The organism is bacterium, from assembly GCA_024742285.1.
Lineage (GTDB): Bacteria > Myxococcota_A > UBA9160 > UBA9160 > UBA4427 > UBA4427.
On the sequence record JANSYR010000011.1, the window covers coordinates 189808 to 208751 of the forward strand.

At 69.5% G+C, this 18944-nt stretch carries 16 protein-coding genes and 1 pseudogene; 5 read left to right on the plus strand and 12 right to left on the minus strand.

Annotated elements, in window-relative coordinates:
- Window positions 1-25: 25 nt before the first annotated feature.
- From NXI30_19670 to NXI30_19690, 5 genes are all read right to left on the minus strand, one after another.
- Window positions 26-829 carry an enoyl-CoA hydratase-related protein gene (locus tag NXI30_19670; protein MCR9096450.1) on the minus strand — a complete coding sequence of 268 codons (804 nt, stop codon included), beginning with the start codon at window positions 827-829 and terminating at the stop codon, window positions 26-28.
- Window positions 830-868: 39 nt separating this feature from the next.
- Complete coding sequence (locus tag NXI30_19675; GenBank protein ID MCR9096451.1) at window positions 869-2092, minus strand: CoA transferase; 1224 nt, start codon at window positions 2090-2092, stop codon at window positions 869-871.
- 64 nt (window positions 2093-2156) lie between these two features.
- The gene (locus NXI30_19680; GenBank protein MCR9096452.1) at window positions 2157-2612 is read right to left on the minus strand and encodes a nuclear transport factor 2 family protein; all 456 of its coding nucleotides are present in this window, start codon (window positions 2610-2612) and stop codon (window positions 2157-2159) included.
- A 47-nt stretch (window positions 2613-2659) separates the two neighbouring features.
- Window positions 2660-3559 (minus strand): LLM class F420-dependent oxidoreductase, encoded by a 900-nt coding sequence (locus tag NXI30_19685; GenBank protein ID MCR9096453.1) that lies wholly within the window; start codon window positions 3557-3559, stop codon window positions 2660-2662.
- A gap of 82 nt (window positions 3560-3641) precedes the next feature.
- Window positions 3642-4457: an SDR family oxidoreductase gene (locus tag NXI30_19690; GenBank protein ID MCR9096454.1), complete on the minus strand. Its 816-nt coding sequence runs from the start codon at window positions 4455-4457 to the stop codon at window positions 3642-3644.
- 98 nt (window positions 4458-4555) lie between these two features.
- Between NXI30_19690 and NXI30_19695 the strand changes: the two genes are divergently transcribed.
- Window positions 4556-5413 (plus strand): pantoate--beta-alanine ligase, encoded by an 858-nt coding sequence (locus NXI30_19695; GenBank protein MCR9096455.1) that lies wholly within the window; start codon window positions 4556-4558, stop codon window positions 5411-5413.
- Between the two features lie 52 nt (window positions 5414-5465).
- Here NXI30_19695 and NXI30_19700 read toward each other — a convergent pair whose 3' ends face one another.
- A complete protein-coding gene (locus NXI30_19700) occupies window positions 5466-6524 on the minus strand; it encodes a hypothetical protein (GenBank protein ID MCR9096456.1) in 1059 nt (352 codons plus the stop codon).
- A 166-nt stretch (window positions 6525-6690) separates the two neighbouring features.
- Between NXI30_19700 and NXI30_19705 the strand changes: the two genes are divergently transcribed.
- Window positions 6691-7506 (plus strand): SDR family oxidoreductase, encoded by an 816-nt coding sequence (locus NXI30_19705; GenBank protein ID MCR9096457.1) that lies wholly within the window; start codon window positions 6691-6693, stop codon window positions 7504-7506.
- Between the two features lie 74 nt (window positions 7507-7580).
- On the opposite strand, the gene NXI30_19710 is transcribed toward NXI30_19705, so the two are convergent.
- Window positions 7581-8567 carry a Rieske 2Fe-2S domain-containing protein gene (locus tag NXI30_19710; GenBank protein ID MCR9096458.1) on the minus strand — a complete coding sequence of 329 codons (987 nt, stop codon included), beginning with the start codon at window positions 8565-8567 and terminating at the stop codon, window positions 7581-7583.
- A 453-nt stretch (window positions 8568-9020) separates the two neighbouring features.
- Between NXI30_19710 and NXI30_19715 the strand changes: the two genes are divergently transcribed.
- Window positions 9021-10280, plus strand: a complete 1260-nt coding sequence (locus NXI30_19715) for an amidohydrolase (protein ID MCR9096459.1) — start codon at window positions 9021-9023, stop codon at window positions 10278-10280.
- Window positions 10281-10306: 26 nt separating this feature from the next.
- Here NXI30_19715 and NXI30_19720 read toward each other — a convergent pair whose 3' ends face one another.
- From NXI30_19720 to NXI30_19730, 3 genes are all read right to left on the minus strand, one after another.
- Window positions 10307-11332, minus strand: coding sequence for a hypothetical protein (locus NXI30_19720; GenBank protein MCR9096460.1), 1026 nt, complete (start codon window positions 11330-11332; stop codon window positions 10307-10309).
- 30 nt (window positions 11333-11362) lie between these two features.
- A complete protein-coding gene (locus NXI30_19725) occupies window positions 11363-12391 on the minus strand; it encodes a phosphotransferase family protein (GenBank protein ID MCR9096461.1) in 1029 nt (342 codons plus the stop codon).
- Between the two features lie 197 nt (window positions 12392-12588).
- Window positions 12589-13899, minus strand: a complete 1311-nt coding sequence (locus NXI30_19730; GenBank protein MCR9096462.1) for an MFS transporter — start codon at window positions 13897-13899, stop codon at window positions 12589-12591.
- Window positions 13900-14047: 148 nt separating this feature from the next.
- Here NXI30_19730 and NXI30_19735 point away from each other — a divergent pair, with 148 nt between their 5' ends.
- Window positions 14048-14818, plus strand: coding sequence for an SDR family oxidoreductase (locus NXI30_19735; protein ID MCR9096463.1), 771 nt, complete (start codon window positions 14048-14050; stop codon window positions 14816-14818).
- Between the two features lie 66 nt (window positions 14819-14884).
- Window positions 14885-16387 (plus strand): NAD(P)/FAD-dependent oxidoreductase, encoded by a 1503-nt coding sequence (locus NXI30_19740; protein ID MCR9096464.1) that lies wholly within the window; start codon window positions 14885-14887, stop codon window positions 16385-16387.
- A 23-nt stretch (window positions 16388-16410) separates the two neighbouring features.
- Here the strand turns inward: NXI30_19740 and NXI30_19745 are convergent, their stop codons facing one another.
- Together NXI30_19745 and NXI30_19750 are read right to left on the minus strand one after the other, a co-directional pair.
- On the minus strand, window positions 16411-17709 hold the full coding sequence (locus tag NXI30_19745; protein ID MCR9096465.1) for an acyl-CoA dehydrogenase family protein: 1299 nt from the start codon (window positions 17707-17709) through the stop codon (window positions 16411-16413).
- A gap of 65 nt (window positions 17710-17774) precedes the next feature.
- A pseudogene (locus NXI30_19750) lies at window positions 17775-18851 on the minus strand (acyl-CoA dehydrogenase family protein).
- Between the last annotated feature and the right edge of the window lie 93 nt (window positions 18852-18944).

Sequence of the window (18944 nt, forward strand, 5' to 3'; positions counted from 1 at the left end):
GGCGCCGCGCGTCCCGACCGGGGCCTCAGCGTCCGGTGAACTCGGGATCCCGTCGCTCCATGAAGGCACGCATGCCTTCGTGCATGTCTTCGGTCGTGAAGGAGATGTGCTGGCAGCGCGCCTCTTCCTCCGTCGCCTGCTCGAAGGTGTGCGACGTGCTCGAGTCGAGGAGCCGCTTGATCATGCCGATCGCCGTCGTCGGGGCCTTTGCGAGCCGCTGGCCCCACTGGTCGGCCAGCGCGTCGAGCTCCCCGGGCGCGACCACTTCGTTGACGAGGCCGAAGTCGAGGGCCTCCTGTGCGGAGAGCATGTCGCCGAAGAAGGCCATCTGCTTGGCCCTTCGCAATCCGATCACGCGCGGGAGCGACCACGAAGTCCCGCCGTCGAGCGCGAGCCCCCGCTTCACGAAGATCTCGCAGAAGCGCGCGCGATCGGTGGCGATCGCGAGGTCGCACGCCAGCACCAGCCCGAGGGCGACCCCCGCCGCGACGCCGTCGACGACGGCGAGGGTGGGCTTGGGGAGATGGTGCAGGCGGTTGATGAGATCGCCGACGATCCGCATCTCGTGAAGGATCGCCTGGGGCGGGCCCCCGGTCAGGCCCTTCGGCTCGCCGTCGGTCCGGAGGCCTCCGCCGAGGTCGGCGCCCGAGGAGAAGTTGTCGCCAGCGCCCCGGATCAGGAGGGCACGATCCTCCGGGTTCCGCGTGACCTCGGCGAGGACCCGGTCCAGGTCGCTCCAGATCTCCGCGTTGATTGCGTTCTTCCGTTCCGCGCGGTCGAACGTCAACGTGACGAGTCCATCCTTGCGTTCGATGATCGTATCAGCCAATTCCATTCTCCTTGTTTGCGTGGGGCGAGCGGGAGGGGGTCACGTGACCGCGCCCTTCATGCGGAGTGCGATGATCGCCTCCATGTCGAGACCGATCTCTTCGAGGATCTCGTCTCCGTGCTCGTTGAAGTCGGGCGAGCGTCGCGTCGCTGTCGGCTGCTCGTCGAACTGGACGGGGCTCGCGGGGAGCTCGAAGGGCGTTCCGTCGGCGGTCGCCGAGGCCGCGAGGTAGCCCATCGCGCGCGCCTGGGGATCGCTTCCCACCTCGAGCGAATTCTGTACGGGCGCCCACTGGCCGCGGAGCGTCTGGAATCGTTCCGTCCATTCGGCCAGGGTCTTGCCGGCGAGCGCTTCGCGGAAGATCTCGACCGCATGGCCGGCGTTCTCCGCGAGCTTCTCGGCCGTCCCGAAGCGGGGATCGTCGACCAGGTCGGGGCGCTCGATATGCGCGCAGAAGTCCGCGAAGTAGGCGAAGGCCTGCAGCATGACGAGCTGGAGCCAGCGATCGTCCTTCGTGCGGAACGTGCCGACCAGCGGATTCGTGACGGCGGCGTGGTGGCCCAGCGGCGGCGCTGCGAGCGGTTGGCCCGATTGCAGCGACATGGCCATCGCCGGGCCCGCAGCCCAGATGCCCGCGGAGAAGAGCGAGACGTCGACCACGGACGCCTCTCCGGTTCGCTCGCGCTTCAGGAGCGCAGCCGCGATCCCCCCGGCGATGGTCATGCCCCCGATCGAGTCGCCATAGGCGGGGCCGGGCTGGCCGATCACGCCCTCCGCGCCGCTCGGCGTGCAGTTGGCGGCGCTACCCGCGCGCGACCAGAAGGCGGTCGAGTCGTAGCCGCCCTTGCTGGCGTCCGGCCCGCGCGGACCGAAGGCGGTCCCGCGCGTGTAGATGATCCGCGGATTCCGTTCGCGGATGTCGTCGACGCCGATCCGGAGCTTCTCGAGGACCGGGACCGTCTTGTTGGTCAGGAACACGTCCGCCGTCTTCGCGAGGGCATAGAGGACGTCGCGTCCCTCCGGTGTCGAGAGGTCGATCCCGATGCTGCGCTTCCCCCGGTTGCTGTGTTCGTTCAGGACGTGGACGTTCGATCCGAAGGAGACGACTCCGGTCTGGGCGAGGCCGCGCATCGCGTCGCCACGCTCGGCGTGTTCCACCTTGATCACGTCGGCCCCCCAGTCGGCGAGGACGCCGGACGCGGCGGGGACGAACGTGTGCTCCGCGACCTCGAGGACGCGGATTCCCTTCATGATGTCGAGCATGCGCTCCTCCTGCCTCTCGTGCCGAGGCCTCGGGCCGAACGGGCAATCGCCCTCGACCCGCGATTCATTCCGCGCGTCCCGCGCGATTGCGCTCGCCCCAGCCGCCCGGCACGGCGCCTTCGAGCGTGGCCGCCCGCCGGGCGAAGAGCCAGCGGTCGTCGACCCGGCGGTACTCGTCGACGTAGCGGCCCCAATGGTCGAGTCCCGCGTCGGTGAGAACCAGATAGTAGGCGCGGCCTCGAGCACGGTCGGGGTCGAGAAGGTCGATCTGATGCGTCGACGTGAAGTGACGGACGAAGCGCGCCTGTCCGCCGCCCTCCGCGTCGGTGTTCGCGGCGACGCCTTCGAAGAAGGCGCGGATCTCGCCCCGCCCCGTGCATACGCCGGTCGGAATCTCCATCACGGCGTCCTCCGCGAAGAGGGCCAGCATCTCGTCGAAACGACCGCTGTCTCCGCTCGCGTTGTATCGCGCCACGAGATCGCGAATCTGCTCCCGCGCGTCGAGTTGCCATCGCTCCAACCTGGATCTCCTGCTCTTCGGGGACGGACGGCTCCGTCGGGGAGCGTCTACTGCGGGCCGTAGGTGGCGCCGAATGCTTCGATGAAGTCGAGGATCTTCGCCGGGTCGTCCGGCGAATGCGACACGACGGTCCACGTGACGCCCGCTTCGGCGAGGCGGCCGAACGCCTCCCGGTGCCGCTCGACGTCGCGCGTGGGCTGCTGGATCGAAGGGTCGGCGTAGGAGAGGACGAAGTCGAGCTTCACGTCGCGGTCCGCCGCGTCGCGCTCGAGACGGGCGATCGTGGTGCCGATCTCACTCTCGGTCCCTGGATTCGGCGTGCGGGTGGTCGCGTACATCGCGTCCGGACCCACGAGCGGCATCCATCCCTGGCAGCGACGCGCGACGCGGTCGAGGGTGATCTTCGCGTTGCCGCCGAGCCAGATCGGGATCGGATCCTGATGGGGGCGGGGGCGCCCGATGACGTCGCGGGCGCTCCACGTCGCGCCCTCGTAGCTGAAGGGCTCCCCGCTCCAGTGCAACGGGAGGACGTCGAGGGCCTCGTCGAAAAGCGCGTTTCGCGCGTCGATGTCGACGCCGAGTGCGCGGAACTCTCCCTTCAGGTAGCCCGTGCCGGCGCCCAGGATGAAACGTCCCTTGGACAGACGGTCGACGGTGGCGGCGGTCTTCGCGAGCAGGAGCGGATTCCGGTAGGGAAGTACCGCCAGGTAGGTGAGCAGCTTGATCCGCGTGGTGACCGTGGCGGCGCCGGCGAGGGCCACGAAGGGGTCGAGGGTCTGGTGTCCGCCGGCCTCGAGCCATCGCGCACTCGGCGCCGGGTGCTCCGTGAAGGCGAATCCGTCCCAGCCCGCCCGTTCGAGCGCGACCGCCACCTCCGCGACGCCGCCGGAGGACAGCATGTCGTCGTCGACGCCGTGCATCTCGGGATAGGGAAACATGAAGTTCATGGAGCGTCTCTTCTCGTGTTCCGTCGGCGCTCGTCGTGGGCGCCGCCCGATCCTCGGGCCGGTTCCGGGGGAGGGGGCGGACTCATGATTCTCGCAGCGCCTCGAAGTCCAGCTGCGGCTGCGCCTGATGGCAGAGCGCGCCGCCGTCGATGGTCAGCATCGTGCCGGTCACGTTCTTCGACTCGTCCGAGGCGAGGTAGATCGCGCCGTGCGCCACGTCCTCGGACTCGCCGAGTCGGGGAAGCAGCACCAGCCGCTCGAAGGCGGCGCGCCGGGCCGGGTCCGAGAGGATCCGCTCGAAGGTTTCGCTCCCCGTGTTCGTGAAGCCGACGACGATCGTGTTCGCGCGGATGTTCTGCTTGCCGTAGTCGACGGCCAGCTGGCGCGTCAGGGCGTTGATCGCGCCCTTCGACGCCTGATAGGCGGGGCGTCCCGGGATCGCCCCGACGCTCGAGGAGGCGGAGACGTTGATGATCGAGCCGCCGCCTGCTTCGCGCATGGAAGGGATCGCGTACTTGGTGGCCCAGATCGTGCCGTAGAGAGCGGCGCGGACGATCGAGTCGAGGACCTCGAACTCGATCGAGTCCACGTGGTCGTCGCCTCCGCCGCTCACCTCGTCGGTCGCGATCGCGTTGTTCATCAGGGTCGTGATCGGGCCGAAGGCGTCTACGGCCGACGCGATGGCGTTCTCGATCTCGTCCTCGCGTCGGTTGTCGGCGCGGACGAACATCCCGGTCCCGCCGGCCTCGCGAATCCGGTCCTCGACCTCCCGTCCCGCTTCGACCGTGCGGCCCGTGAAGGCGACCTTCGCGCCCTGTGCGGCCATCATGATGGCGGTCGTCCGGCCGATGCCCTTCGTGCCGCCGGTGATCACGGCGACCTTGTTCGCGAGTCTCACGAGGCTTCCCTCCACGCTTGCTGGGACGCTGGGCCGTCGCCTACGCTGGCGCGCCGCGGCGCGAAGCGCGCCGGCTCGGAACCGACGGAGGCGTGCGCTTGCAGATTCTCGAGAAGGTCAGCGAAGTTCGTGCGCTGATGGAGGAGGCCCGCTCGCAGGGTCGCACCATCGGCGTGATGGGGACCAGCGGGCGCATGCACGAGGGACATCTCTCGCTCGTGCGACAGGCGATCGCGGAGAACGACGTCGCCGTGATGTTCTGGCTGGGCGACCTGCGTTTCTCGTGGGCGGGTGGAGAGAAGGTTCCGGGTCTCTACGACCGGGACTGGGAGACGGATCGAGCGCTCTGCGAGTCGACCGGGATCGAGTACGTCTACCTGCCCGACAGCGACGACTACATGCCGCAGCGGCCGGTGACGCTGACCCTCGTCCCGAGCCTCGCGACGGGCTGCCCGCGCATGGAGGAGCCCGCCCACCTCGACGAGGTGACGACGGCGACGGCCAAGCTCTGGGGCATCTTCGGACGCATGCGGTACTACTCCGGTGAGAAGGACTGGCAGCAGCTCGCCATGTTCAAGCGGATGGCCGTCGATCTCTCGACCGAGGTCGAGGTGATCGGCTGCCCCGTCGCTCGGGAGAGCGATGGTCTCGCCATGTCGAGTCGGAACGTCAAGCTCACGCCCGAGGAACGCGAGCGGGCGAGCGGCCTCTATCTGGCGCTTCAGGAGGGCGCGGCCGCGATCGAAGCGGGCGAGCGTTCCCCCGGCGCCGTGGAGGCCTTGATGCAGGATCGGCTCGCGGGGATCGGCGACCCCCTCTACGTCCACTGCGTCGATGCGGAGACACTCCAGCCGATGGAGACGCTCCGGGGGGCGATCCGCTTGATCGCGTCCGTCCAGATCGGCGTCGTGCCGCTCGTCGACAACATCGGCGTCGACGTCGGCGTCGACGTCTGAGGCACGCGCCGGGCCCGGCCGGCCGGCGGCGCGCTTCCCGTTGCGTCGCGGGTCACTCGGCATGGGGAGCCGCCAGCCCGTCGCTCGCCGCGGGCGCCGCGAAGTCGAGGAGCGAGAGGGCGCCCGGGGGCGCCGCGGCCAGACGAGGGACGACGTTGAGCGCGCGCGCCGCGTTCAGCAGATGGCAGGCCTCGCCCGGGTTCGTGCCTTCCGGCCAACCGAAGGTCGAGACGATCGGCGGATCGCCGTCGATCTCGACCCGCCACGCGGGCTCGTCGTACGACTGCCGCCAGTCGGGGCCGAGGTCGAGCATCGTCGACTGCTCGTTCACGATCCGGAAGAACTCGCGCCCGCCCGCGCGGGCGGCGAGGGTCCAGCGGATGCCCGCAGAGGTGCCTTGTTCGATTCGAAGACCACTCGGCTCGAGGGTGATCGTCCGCGGCGCGGGGGCGTACTCCACGCGCTCGAGCGCGATGTTCTCCCACGAGACCCCGAGGCCGCGAGCGATCATCCGGCTCGACTGCTCCATCGCCCGCGTCCAGCCCTGGTCGATCAGCGCCGCGTGCGGGCCGCCGCCGGGCGGGAGACCGATGCCGAGCGACTGGATCTGCACGGCGGACGGTCCCGTGGACATGTCGTTCTTCTGCCAGGCCCGGATCTGCCGGATGCGCCCCGTGTAGCCGGACAGGAAGAGCGGGAGCACGTCACTGATCAGGCCGGGGATGTTGCCCCCGGCGCAGAGCGAGGCGCCTCCACGCGCGGCGGCGCCTCGGAGGCGGGCCTCTTCCGGCTGACCTTCGAGGAAGTAGGCGCCGATCCCGTTGTAGAGGTCGATGCCCGCCTCGAGGATGCGCTCGAACGCGTCGACGTCGTACGTCGCGCCGCTCCAGATCAGCGCGTCGGGCCGGAGCGCGAGGATCTCGTCCAGGGAATCGGTCGTGACGATTCCGTTCGGCGGCCCGCCGACGAGCTCGCCCGCGTCGCGACCGACCTTCTCCGGGTAGTGCACGAGCACGCCGACCAGCTCCATCACGGGATGGTCGTGGAGGCGCCGGACGATCTCGGCGCCGACGGGACCCGTATAACACTGCGCTACGCGGAGCCTGGACACGCTGGGGGCTTCCTTCGAGCGGGCTTCATCGGGTGCCCGCCTCATCCGCGCGTGCTCGCGTCCGCTGGAACCGGCGATCGTCGGTCGGGCCGAGGAGGGGCGCGCCGGACGGCGGGGTGGCAAGCTCGGGCCGGGCTCGGAACCGGGCCGGAAGGAGGAGCGGCGAATGGATCTCGGACTCGAAGGCGCGGCGGTCTGCGTGCAGGGCGGGAGCAAGGGCATGGGCCGTGCCGCGGCGGAGGCCTTCGCGCGCGATGGCGCCCGGGTCGCCGTCCTGGCGCGAGGGCGAGAAGCCTTGGACGACACGGTCGAGCGTCTTCGATCGCTCGGGAGCCCGGACGCGTTCGGCGTGTCCGTCGACCTGGTCGACGCCGCCGCGATCGACGCGGCGTTCGCCGAGATCGGTGAGCGCTTCGGTGGCCGGTTGAACACGCTCGTGAACGCGGCGGGGCCGGGCGGTGGCTCCCAGGTCCCGTTCTACGACCTGCCCGACGCGGAGTGGGCGGAGGCCTTCGAGATCGGTGCGCTCTCCGCGGTGCGGTGCACGCGCGCCGCGCTCCCGATGTTGCGTGCCGCCGAATGGGCGCGCGTCGTGAACGTCTCCGCGCACTCGACGAAGCGGCAGACGGCGATCCTCGCTGCCTATTCCGCGGCGAAGAGCGCGATGACGAGCGTCAGCAAGAACATGTCCCTCGCGCTCGGGCCGGAGGAGATCCTCGTGAACACGATCTCTCCGGGCTCCTTCGCCTCGGAAGGCTTCAAGTCGGCGATGGCCCTGCTGCCGCCCGAACGCGGGCTCGACCCGTCCGACCTCTACGACTGCATGCGCTGGATCAGCGAGGATTTCGGTCACCCCGCACACCTGCCCCGGGCGGGCGACCCGGCGGAGATCGGCGCCGTGATCGCGTTCGTCGGCTCGCGCGCGAACTCCTACATGACCGGCGCGAACATCAACGTCGACGGCGGCTCGGACTTCACGTAGCCGAGGGGTCGGCGCGGTGCGCGCGGCGCGGTGCGCGACGTGTTCGCCTGCGGAGGAGGGGAGGGGCGGCACGGTCAGGATTCCGGCGGGAGGTCGTAGAATCGCTGCGCCCACTCCCGGAACGCGATGTAGCCCTCCGCGTCGACGGGGGAGTAGGCCGGCTTCTCTACCCATTTCTGGTTGCGCCAGATGCGGAGATCGTCGTCCACGGTCGTCAGGAACTGCTGGTCGACGGCTTCCCGCGCGCCGGGCGGAAGCGTGTCCCCCGTGTCGCCCGGCTCCCGCGGCCACCAGATCGTGTAGAACATGTCCGACGCGCCGTTCTCGACCGGGGTCGTCGTGAAGGTCATGCGGTGGTTCCGGCGGCCATCGAAGATCGAGATCGCGCCGCCGAGACCGAAGAGCTTGCTGTAGAGCTTCATCCGCATCGCGTCGGGATCGTCGCTTCGTGTGTCGGGGTAGCCGGCGACGAAGTCCCAGAGGTGCTCGTCGTAGGACCAGTGGAGCAGGCGGGGTGTCACCGTCGCGTGGTGGACGAATTCGAAGTGCGCGCTGTCCGCGGAGTTCTCGAGCACGATCTGCGGGTGGACGGGCTCGTTCGGGTTCCGCTTGGTGATGGGTGGATAGTAGTCGTCCGGCGGTGCGGTGAACTCGGGATAGCAGCCGAAGATGTTGGGCATCTCCCAGGCCGGCGGCTTCCCGTCCGGGTCGTGCCAGAGAAACGCGAGGCCGTGCTGCTCCATCGCGGGCCAGACGCGGAGACGGCGCGATCGATTCGGTCGTGGCTGATCGGGGATCGCGGTGTTCGCGCCGTCGTGTCCCCACTGCCAGCCGTGGAAGGGGCAGCGGATGCAGTCTCCCTCGACCCTTCCGCCGTGTCCCAGGTGCGCACCCATGTGCTTGCAGTGGGCCTCGAGGACGCGGAGCGTGCCGTCCTCGGTTCGGTAGGCGACGAGATCCTCGCCGAAATAGCGGATCGGGACGGCTTCATCGCTCGGGTAGTCCGTCGACCAGCCGATCTGGAACCAACCGGTCGGTTTCCAGGTGAACGGAACCTCCATGGGAAGCCTCCTGCCGGGCGTGGCCTTCGCGAATCTCGGGCGGATCTGCCCCTCCCGCCGCAGACACGGCGGGGCTTGCTCTTGCCGTCAGCCTATCAAATATTATATTTAATCCAAGCGAGCGGGGGCCCAGGAGAAGGTGGTCTCCCTTGGTTCCTGACGGCTGGTCGCCGGTGCGAGTCGCGGATTCGAGCCGGGTTGCGCCGCCGGCCAGGCGAGCGAAGACGGACGCGTTCGCAGGCTTCGGTGTCAGGGCTGGCTGCCGTTGCTACGAGCTCGCCGACCCGACCTCGCGCAGATCGCAATGGGTATGCTGAAACGAACGCGGCGCTGGTTCCGCCCGGGCGGGGCGCGTTCGGCCGACGAAGTCGCTCGCTACTTCACCCACACCATGATCCACGGGACTCGCCGTCGGACCTGAACGTCGCCATTCTCCCGAGAGAGGAGCCCATCATGCGCGTAGAAGACCTGATCCTCGTGAGCATCGACGACCACGTCATCGAGCCCGCCGACATGTTCGAGAAGCACGTCCCGGACCGGTGGAAGGCCGACGCACCCCGGTGCGTCACGGGCGAGGACGGGGTCGACACCTGGTCCTTCCAGGGGATGACCGCGACGTCGGTCGGATTGAACGCGGTCGTGAGCTGGCCGAAAGAGGAATGGGGCCTCGAGCCGACCTCGTTCGCCGAGATGCGTCCCGGCGCCTACGACGTGGACGAACGCGTGCGCGACATGAATCGCAACGGGATCCTGGCTTCGATGTGCTTCCCGTCGTTCGCCGGGTTCAATGCGCGGTTCTTCCACGAGTCCAAGGACCACGATCTCGCGCTGATCATGCTGAAGGCGTACAACGACTGGCACGTCGACGAATGGTGCGCCGCCCACCCGGGTCGTTTCATCCCGCTCGGGATCGGGCCCGTATGGGACTCACGGGGAATCGCCGACGAGGTCCGTCGCCTCTCGAGCAAGGGCTGCAAGGCGATCTCGATGCCCGAGCTGCCCCACCTGATGGGTCTGCCCAGCTACCACGACATGGACTACTGGGGCCCCTTCTTCCAGGCGGCGAGCGAGGAGCAGGTCGCGATGTGCCTGCACATCGGTCAGGGCTTCTCCGCCCTGAAGACCGCGCCGGACGGGCCGCTCGACAACTACATCATCCTCTCGACGCAGGTCTCCGCCATCGCGGCGAACGACCTGCTCTGGGGGCCCGCCATGCGGCGCTATCCGGATCTCCGGATCGTGTGGTCCGAGGCGGGAATCGGCTGGATCCCGTTCTACCTCGACCGCTGCGATCGTCACTACGAGAACCAGGTCTGGCTCGGCAACGATTTCGGCGGGAAGCTCCCGAGCGAGGTCTTCCGCGACCGCTCGCTCGCGTGCTTCGTGACCGATCGCACGGCCCTCAAGGTCCGCCACGACATCGGCATGGACATGATCGCGTGGGAGTGCGACTTCCCGCACTCGGACTGCATCTTCCCGGATGCCGCGGAGCAGCTCCTCGACGAGATGGAGGACGCGGGCTGCACCGAGCAAGAAATGCACCAGATCACGTGGGCCAACACGGCCCGCTTCCTCGATCTCGACCCCTTCGCCGTGATTCCCCGCGAGCAGGCGACCGTGGGTGCGCTGCGCGCGCTCTCGCCGGACGTCGACACGACCATCCGGTCGAAGACCGAGTGGTCGAAGCTCTACGAGGAGCGCAGAAGCGCCTGAGTCGCCCGAAGCGCCCGAAGCGGCGATCAGCGGCCGACCGGTCGGCCGTCCACGATCTGGTCCAGGTACTCCGCCATCCCGAGCGCGGGCTGGCCGTTGCACGTGAACGCCGTCATGCCCTCGGTGATCCGCGTCGTCAGCATCTCGCCGGTCGGGCTCTCGCGACGATTTCGCAGCGGGATCAGCGACAGGACGTCACCGCGGATGGCGAAGTCCCGTCCGGCGGCGCGGGTCCGGAAGTCGAGGCTTCGGACGTGGGTACGTTCGTCCCACTCCGAGACGAGCTCTCCGCCCTCGAGGTCGTGGGTCTCGCCGTCCGCGAAGAAGAAGCCCTTCACGCGGTGGCCCCCTTCGGCGTCGCCCAGCACCGTCGCCATGAACGAACACGCGGGTGAGACGTAGAAGTGGAGCCAGCGGTACCACTGGATGCTCTGCCAGTAGCGCGGGCCCCAGCTCTTGTCGCGGGCGCCGGCCCCGCGAATCTCGTGGCGCGTGCCGTCGATCTCGATGTGGCCCTCCCCGAACATCTGCTGGTCGAAGTGGGCCTTGGCGAACCCCTTCTCGGGGTCGAGCGGCAGGGGGGAGCCGTCGTCCTTCACGACCTCGCCGCCGGGGCAGGGGCCCGCGGCGCGATGCTCGATCTCCATGCGTGCGCGGACGATCGGGTTCTCGCGGAAGGCACGCCGCGGATCGGCCATCTCGTAGGGACGCTCGAGCAGGCACACCTTGCCATCGTAGGTGACGCGGTGGCGTTCGAGCGGCTCGACGATCTCGAAGCGGAGCCCGCCGGCGTCCATGCGTTCGTTGGACGTGATCTCGGGGCGGCTCGCCATGAAGGCGACGCGGCCGTCGGGCAGGTACCAGCAGAAGCTCACTTCCGCGTGTCCCTCGTTGACGCGATTCCCGACCCGGTACCAGCCGCCGGTTCGCTGGTCGGCGTCGAACACGCTGAAGTACATGCTCTCGTTGTAGTTCGACACGTCGTCGGGCGTGTGGTTGAAGTCGTCCTCGGGGCGCAGGACGAGCTTGTATCCGGGCGGGGCGTCGGGCATGGGGGATCTTCTCCGTCCTCGGGGCCGCAATCAGTCCCGGGTGAATTCCAGTGCTTCGTGGGTGAGGTTCCGCGCGGCCTTGCCCATCGCGTCGGCATTGCCACGCGTCGGATCCGCCATGGCTCTCCGGTAGATCCCCTCGACCATGATCGCCAGCTTGAAGGCGGAGAGCGTCAGCCAGTACTGGAGGTCGGGAGCGACGCGGCAGCTCGACGCCTCCCAGCGCGCGACGAGGGCCGGTCGATCGGCTGGCGTGCCCCGGCCGCTCGATTCGTGGAGCCGGACGAAGCTCGCCAGGTCGAGCAGGGGATCGCCGATCGTCGAATTCTCCCAGTCGAGGATCGCCGCGACCCGGGCGGGCGGATCCGGGGCGATGAAGACGTTGGCCTCGTGGTAGTCGCCGTGCATGATGCCCGGGGCCCAGTCGTCGTCCGAGGGTCGGTGGGCATCGAGCCAGGCTCCGACGTCGTGGAGGCCTTCGAGGGAGCGCTCCGCGATCGGTTCGTAGGCCTCGAGCTGCCGGATCCACCTCGCGACCTGCCGATCGTGGAATCCTTCCGGCTTGCCGAAGTCCGACAGGCCGAGGTCCCGCCAATCGACGCGCGCGAGCGTCCCGAGCGCGGACATCGCGGCGAGCGGAATCTCCCGCGCGAGCGCGCGGTCGCTCGCGAAGGGCTCGGGGATGCCGAAGCTCGGAGCGAATCCTTCGACGAAATCCATCAGGTAGGCGACGCCCCCCGCGACGTCGGGATCCTCGCAGAGCGCGACCGGGCGCGGATGGGGGACGTCCGTCGCGTCGAGGGCCGTCAGCAGCCGGAACTCTCGGCGCATGCCGCGATCCGCGCCGTCGAGGGCTCGCTTGGCCGGTCGCCGGAGCACGAAGCGCTGGTCCCCGCGTTCGATGCCGATGCTCTCGTTGGAGACGCCGCCGGAGATTCGGTCGAGTCGGACGGCGGCGCCGGGCGCGATGCCGAGTTCGTCGAGCCAGCGGGCGAGACGTTCGGGGTCGACCAGGCCTTCCAGGTCGCTGGACTTGAGCGAAGTCGCGGCGTGGGACATGGGCGGCTCGCACCTCTCGCAGCCGCCGGGCGGGGTGCCGGTGCGGCTCTCTGGGGCCGAGACGGCCCGGGATCGCACCGATCGTGGCGCGTCGTTCGCGGGTTCGCCAGCGGGGTCGGGGGTCGCCTCGGCGCGGGGGCGTCGATCGCCGCGGCCGCGAGCCGGCCCCGACGACCGGACGACGCGTGTGCGCGGCGCTAGGCGCGCCGGGCGCGCTCGATGTCCGGGACGACCGTGCGAGACGCCCTGAGATAGAAGACCGTGGCGATCACGGGGGCGAGGCTCGCTGCGGCCAGCGCGAACCGGATCGCCTCGCTGCCGTGCTCGGGTCGCAGCCGCTCGATCAGGTCTCCGACGAAGAAGGGGCCCAGGCCCATGCCGACGAAGGTGAAGATCATACTCCAGAGCGCGGCAGAGAAGGCGCGCATGCGGGGCGGCGCGAGGCTCTGCCCCATCGCGAGGATCGCCGGCATCGCGCCCGTCGCGGCGAACGAGAGCAGCACGCCGAAGTAGAAGCCGACGGGAATCCCGGCGAGTCGGTCGCCCTCCGGCCACATCAGGAAGCCGAGCGCGCACGGCACGGAGACCAGGCTCCCGAGCGCCGGGATCCAGAAGTACCATCGCTCGTCCCTTCGGCTCAGCACGTCGGTCAGCCAGCCCCCCGCGAGCGTGCCGAAGGCGGAGGGGACCGGCGAGATCAGGAAGTAGGTGAGCCCGGCCTCGGCGGAGCCCATCGCGTAGACCTCGCGCAGGAAGGTCGGTTCCCAGGCGTTGCGTCCGACGCTCACGATCCCCGCCGCCGAGACGCCCGCGAGCATCCACGCGTAAGTCGGCGTCCGAAGCAGATGGAGTGCGGCGTCGAGCATCGACTCGCTCGCACCGGTCGCCGCCGACGCGCCGTCGCCGACGCCGCGCGGCGGCTCGCGAAGGGTGAAGAAGACGAGGAGCGACAGCGCGACCCCGGGCACGCCGACCGCGACGAAGGCGGCGCGCCATCCCCAGATCTCGTTGAGGTAGCCGCCGAGCGCCATTCCGAGGCCCATTCCGCAGAGCGCGCCGACCTGGAGCAACGAGAGCGCACGGGCGCGCATCGAGACCGAAGCGTAGTCGGCGAGCAGCGAATGACTCGGCGGCGCGCCCGCCGCCTCGCCGATCCCGACGCCCATGCGCGCGACGAGCAGCTGACCGAAGTTGCGCGCCAGGCCCTGCAGGATCGTGAGGACGCTCCACGCGAAGAGGCCGACGGCGATGATCGAACGCCGCGAGCGGCGATCGGCGAGGCGGGCGATCGGGATGCCCGCCAGGATGTGCACGACCGCGAAGGCCGGTCCCATCAGAATGCCGATCTGGCGGTCGCTCAGCTCGAGATCGGCGCGGATCTCGGGCACGAGCACCGACATGATCGTGCGGTCGCACACGTTGAAGACGGCGACCAGGAAGATCAGCCCGAGTGAGTATCGGACGTAGGCGCGGGAGAAGCCGTGCGCGGGCATCGTGTCGTCGTTCACGTCGAGAGGCTGGCAAACCGCCGGGGAGGGGGAAAGGAGTCGAGGCGCCCGGGGTCGCCTTGAAGCCAGAATTATATATGATATTTGATATTGGCCTGGTTCTTGCTTCTATATACAGATCCGTAGACAACCCCTTCGGAGGACGAGCATGCGACTTCAGGACAAGGTGGCCATCGTCACCGGCGGAAGCTCCGGCTTCGGGGCGGCGACCGCGCTGCGTTTCGCCGAAGAGGGCGCGCGCGTCGTGATCGCGGATCTCGACGAGGAATGGGGCAAGCGGAGCGTCGAACGCGTGGAGCAGGCGGGTGCCGAGGGCGCGCTCGTCGTCGGGGACATCGCGACGGCAGAGGGCGCCGAAGCCGCGATCCGCTTCTGTGCCGATCGATTCGGTGGACTCGACGTCCTCGTGAACAACGCGGGCATCGCCCAGGGCGGCCCCGCCGACAGCTGGGACATCTCGGAGGAGCTCTGGGACCGGTTGATCCGGGTCAACCTCAAGAGTGTCTTCCTCTGCTCGAAGTTCGCGATCCCGGAGATGCTCGAACGCGGGGGCGGCTCGATCGTGAACGTGGCCTCGATCGCGGCGTCGTGTTCGGTCGGGGGATCCGCGTACGGCGCCGCCAAGGGCGGGATGCTCAGCTATACGCGCCAGGTCTCCCGTGAGCTCGCGCCGCGGAACGTCCGGATCAACTGCGTCTCGCCGGGATACATGCGCACCCCCATGTCGACCGGAGAGCGACAGGGCGTCTCGCGGGAAGAGCAGGAGCAGGCGATGGCGGAATTCGGCGCGCTGGTGCCGATGGGGCGAACGGGGCGCGACGTCGACATCGCGGAGGCGATCGTCTACCTGGCGAGCGACGAGTCCCAGTACGTCACGGGACAGGAGATCGTCGTCGATGGCGGCTATCTCGTTCGGTGACGACGTGGGGAGACGCGTGCCTCGCCGAAGCGGGGCGCGCCCGCGTCCGGGGGGAACGATTCCGAGATGACGAGTAGGCGCGCCGTGGATCTCTTCGGGAAGGAAGGCACGCCGAACGTCGCGATCGTCGGGGCGGGCTTCGGAGGTATTTCGGCGGGGGTCGCGCTTCGCAAGGCCGGCATCCACACCTTCACGATCTACGAGCACGCCGAGCGCGTCGGCGGCACCTGGTGGTACAACCAGTATCCCGGTGCCGAAGTCGACGTGGAGTCCTACGTCTACTCGTTTCCGTTCAAGCGTCACGACTGGACGCGGACCCACGCCCGACAGCCGGAGCTGCACCGCTACCTGGAAGAGGCCGTCGCCGATTTCGGGCTCCTCCCCCACCTCCGGCTCCGGACCGGGGTGTCCCGCGCCGTCTGGGACGAGACGGAGCACGTCTACCGGCTCGAGCTCAGCACCGGCGAGACGGTCGAGCACCACGTGCTGATCGGGGCGACCGGCTTCCTGAACATCCCACGCCATCCGGATTGGCCGGGCCTCGACAAGTTCCAGCGTCCCGCGTTCCACACGGCCCGCTGGGAGCACGAGCACGACCTCGAGGGCAAGACCGTCGCCATCGTCGGCACGGGCTCGAGCGCTTCCCAGATCGTGCCCGAGATCGCCGACCGGGTGGGGCAGCTCTACGTATTCCAGCGGGAGCCGGGCTGGGTCGTTCCCAAGGGCGATCGCGAGTACACGGAGGCGGAGCGGAAGCAGCTGCGCCATCCGCTCCGCCACTTCCTCGCCCGGGCACGGTGGTTCTGGGACACGGAGAAGCGGCTGTGGGACGCGGGGACCTATCGACCCGGAGCGCCGGCGAACCGCATGGCCGAGCAGGCCGCGCGCGCCTACATCGCGAGCGAGTTCGCCGACCGCCCCGACCTCGCCGAGGCGGTGACGCCGACCTATCCGTTCTGGGGGAAGCGACCCGTCTTCAGCTCCACGTTCTACCCCGCGCTCAAACGCCCGAACGTCGAGCTGGTGCCCCAGGCGGTCGAGTCCTTGACCGAGACGGGGGTCGTGGACGCGAAGGGCGTGGAACGCGAGATCGACGTCCTGGTCATCGCGACCGGCTTCGAGGCGACCCGCTACCTCGATCAGATCGAGGTGGTCGGGCGCGAGGGGCGGAGCCTCCAGGCGTACTGGGAGGGAGAGCCCCGCGCGTTCCTCGGCATCACCGTGCCGACCTTCCCGAACCTCTACATCCTGTACGGACCCGGGACCAACGGGGGCGAGATCGCGTCGAACCTGCGCTTCCAGGCCGCCTACGCCCGTCGCGCGATTCGCAGGATGATTCGCCGGGGCGTGACGGCGATCGAGGTCAAGCGGACCTGGGCCGACCTCTATCACGCCTGGCTGCAGTCGAAGATGCACGACACCGCGTGGGCGGTCAGTCGAAACTACTTTGCGAACGCGTCGGGCAAGATCGTCACGCAGTGGCCCTACAGCGCGCTCGACTATCAGGTCCTGATCCGGCTCTTCGGACGCGCGTCCGAGACCGCCCGTCGGCGAGAAGACGCGCGCTAGTGGCGGACGATCGCGGGGGTGCCTCAGTCGTCTCGCGATCCGGGGACGGTGTTGTGTCGGATCTGACTGAAAGGCAGCTCGCGGTCCGGGGTGGCTTCGCGCGGGAGTCCGAGGTGGCGCTCCGCGATCGCGTTGGCCTGCATCTCGGCGGTGCCGCCGCCGATGCTGTGGAGGGTGACGCGATCGAGGCCGACGTCCCGGAGCGCGACCGGCGTCTCGGCTCCGTCCGCATTCGGGGGAAGGGCGACTCCCAGCGGCCCCGCCAGCTCCGAGAGGAGGGCGAGGCGCCGGCTGCCGACCTTCCCGCTCATCAGCTTGACGATCGCCGCGGCGTGCCCCGCGAGCGCGCGCGACTGCAGCCCGGCAGCGATCCGCTTCGACGTGAGCGGCATCAGTGCGTCGAGCACCCAGAGCTCACCCAGGATCTGACGCACGTGCGGGTCGGAGGCGAGCCCCTCCGAGCGAGCCCAGTCCGCGAGGGCGGGGGAGAGCGTGAGCGTGTCGGTCGCCTCCGCCCGGGCCTTGCCGTAGTCCCAGCCACGCCCGATCGCCGATCGTTCGTGCATGAGCATGTTCGTGGTCACCCGCCAGCCGTCGTCGACGTCTCCGATCGTGTCCCCGACCGGGACGAGGACGTCGTCGAGGTACTCCTGGCAGAAATGAACGCTTCGGTCCGCCAGCTGGAGCGGGAGGATCGTCATTCCGGGCTGCTTCATGTCCACGATGAACATCGTGAGGCCCGCGTGCTTCGGGACGTCGGGATCGGTCCGCGCGAGGCAGGCGCCGTAGTCGGCGTGATTGCCGCCGGTCGTCCAGACCTTCGAGCCGTTGAGTCGCCAGACGTCCCCGTCGCGGGTCGCGGTCGTGAGGAGGCCCGCCAGGTCGGAGCCGCCGCTCGGCTCGGAGAGGAGCTGGCACCAGAGATGGTCGCCGCGGAGCATCGGCGGAATGAAGCGGGCGTTCAGCTCGGGCGACGCATGCGCGAGCATGGGCGGGATGATCACGTTCCGGTTCACGCCGAAGGACCAGGGCATGCGATAGGGGCGTGCCTCTTCGACGAAGACGTCGTCGAAGCGCTGCGGCAGGCCGAGGCCTCCGAACTCCACCGGCAGGGTGATGCCGGCGAACCCGCCGTCCCAGAGCGCGCGCTGGATACGGCGGTCCCGCGCGACGAACGCGTCGTCCTCGAACTGGAAGCTGGGCTCGCCGGGAACGCGCGGCGGCAGATCCGCTCCGGCGAGATGTTCGCGGGCGCGCAGGCGGAAGGCGCGCTCTTCGGGCGTGTCGCGCTCCTCCGTCGTCGGGGAAGGTCCGGGGGGCACGCCGCCGCTCCTTTCCGCAGGCCCGCAATCCGGCAGAGGCGCTCGTGGTGGGCGGCCGGCGTTCCCCAGAGCGCTTCGTTCGAGATCGCGCGCCGCGCGTAGAGGTGGAGATCATGCTCCCAGGTGACGCCGATGCCGCCGTGGATCTGGATGCAGTCCCGCGCGATCTCGCTCGCGGAGCGTCCCACGTGACTCTTGGCGAGGCTGACCGAGAGCGCGGCGTCGGGGGACGGGTCCTCGACGCTCCGCGCGGCGTGATCGGTGAGCGCCTTGGCCCCTTCGAGGGTGGTCACGTGGTCCGCGAGTCGATGCTTGAGCGCCTGATAGGAACCGATCGGGCGACCGAACGCCACGCGCTCCTTCGCGTACTCGATGGTGCTCTCGAGGGCGCGGTCGATCACGCCTACGGTCTCCGCGCATTGAAGGAGCACGGCGAGCTGGAGCTGGCGCTCGACCAGCACCGCGGCGCCGTCGAGCTCGCCGACGACGTGCGCGGACTCGAGCGACACGCCCTCGAAACGAACCGTCGCGAGTCGCCGGCCCAGATCGAGCGCGTCGCACGGCTCGACCGTCACGCCGGTCGTCCGTCGCGGAAGCAGGAACTGCGACAGTCCGCCGCTCGTCGTCGCGGTCACGAGCAGGTGATCCGCGACGTGGGCGTCCTGGACATATCCGCTCGCGCCGTCGAGCTGGATCCGTCCGCCGTGCGAACGTGCGGTTACGCTGCCGGGAAGCGTGCCGTCGGCGGTCCCCGTTCCTGCGAAGCACCACGTCGCGACCCGTCTGCCAGCGACGAGCGGAGCGAGGACCTCCGCCTGCTGCGCGTCCGTTCCGGACTGCGAGAGGGCGAAGGCGACGACGTTGGTCGGAAGGAAGGGGCCCGCGTAGACGACGCGACCGAGCTCCTCCGCGAGGATTGCCGCGTCGACGGCGCCCTCGGCCGCCTCGGCCATCCCGCCGGCTGCCTCGGGAACGAAGAGCGAGACCCAGCCGAGCCCCGCGCCCTGCTGCCACACGGCGGGGTCCCAGCCGTGCGGGTCCTGAAGCCGCGCACGCAGGTCCTCGAGCGTTCGGTGGTCGTCGAGGAAACGCCGGGTCGTGTCTCGCAGGAGCTGCTGATCTTCGCTGGCGTCGTAGCGCATTCGTTTCCCGGTCTCGGTCGGTGGCGGACCCGCGCCGCCCGCATGCGAGCGTACACGCTGCGGCGTGTCGGGCTAGTCCTCGCGTCGGGAACC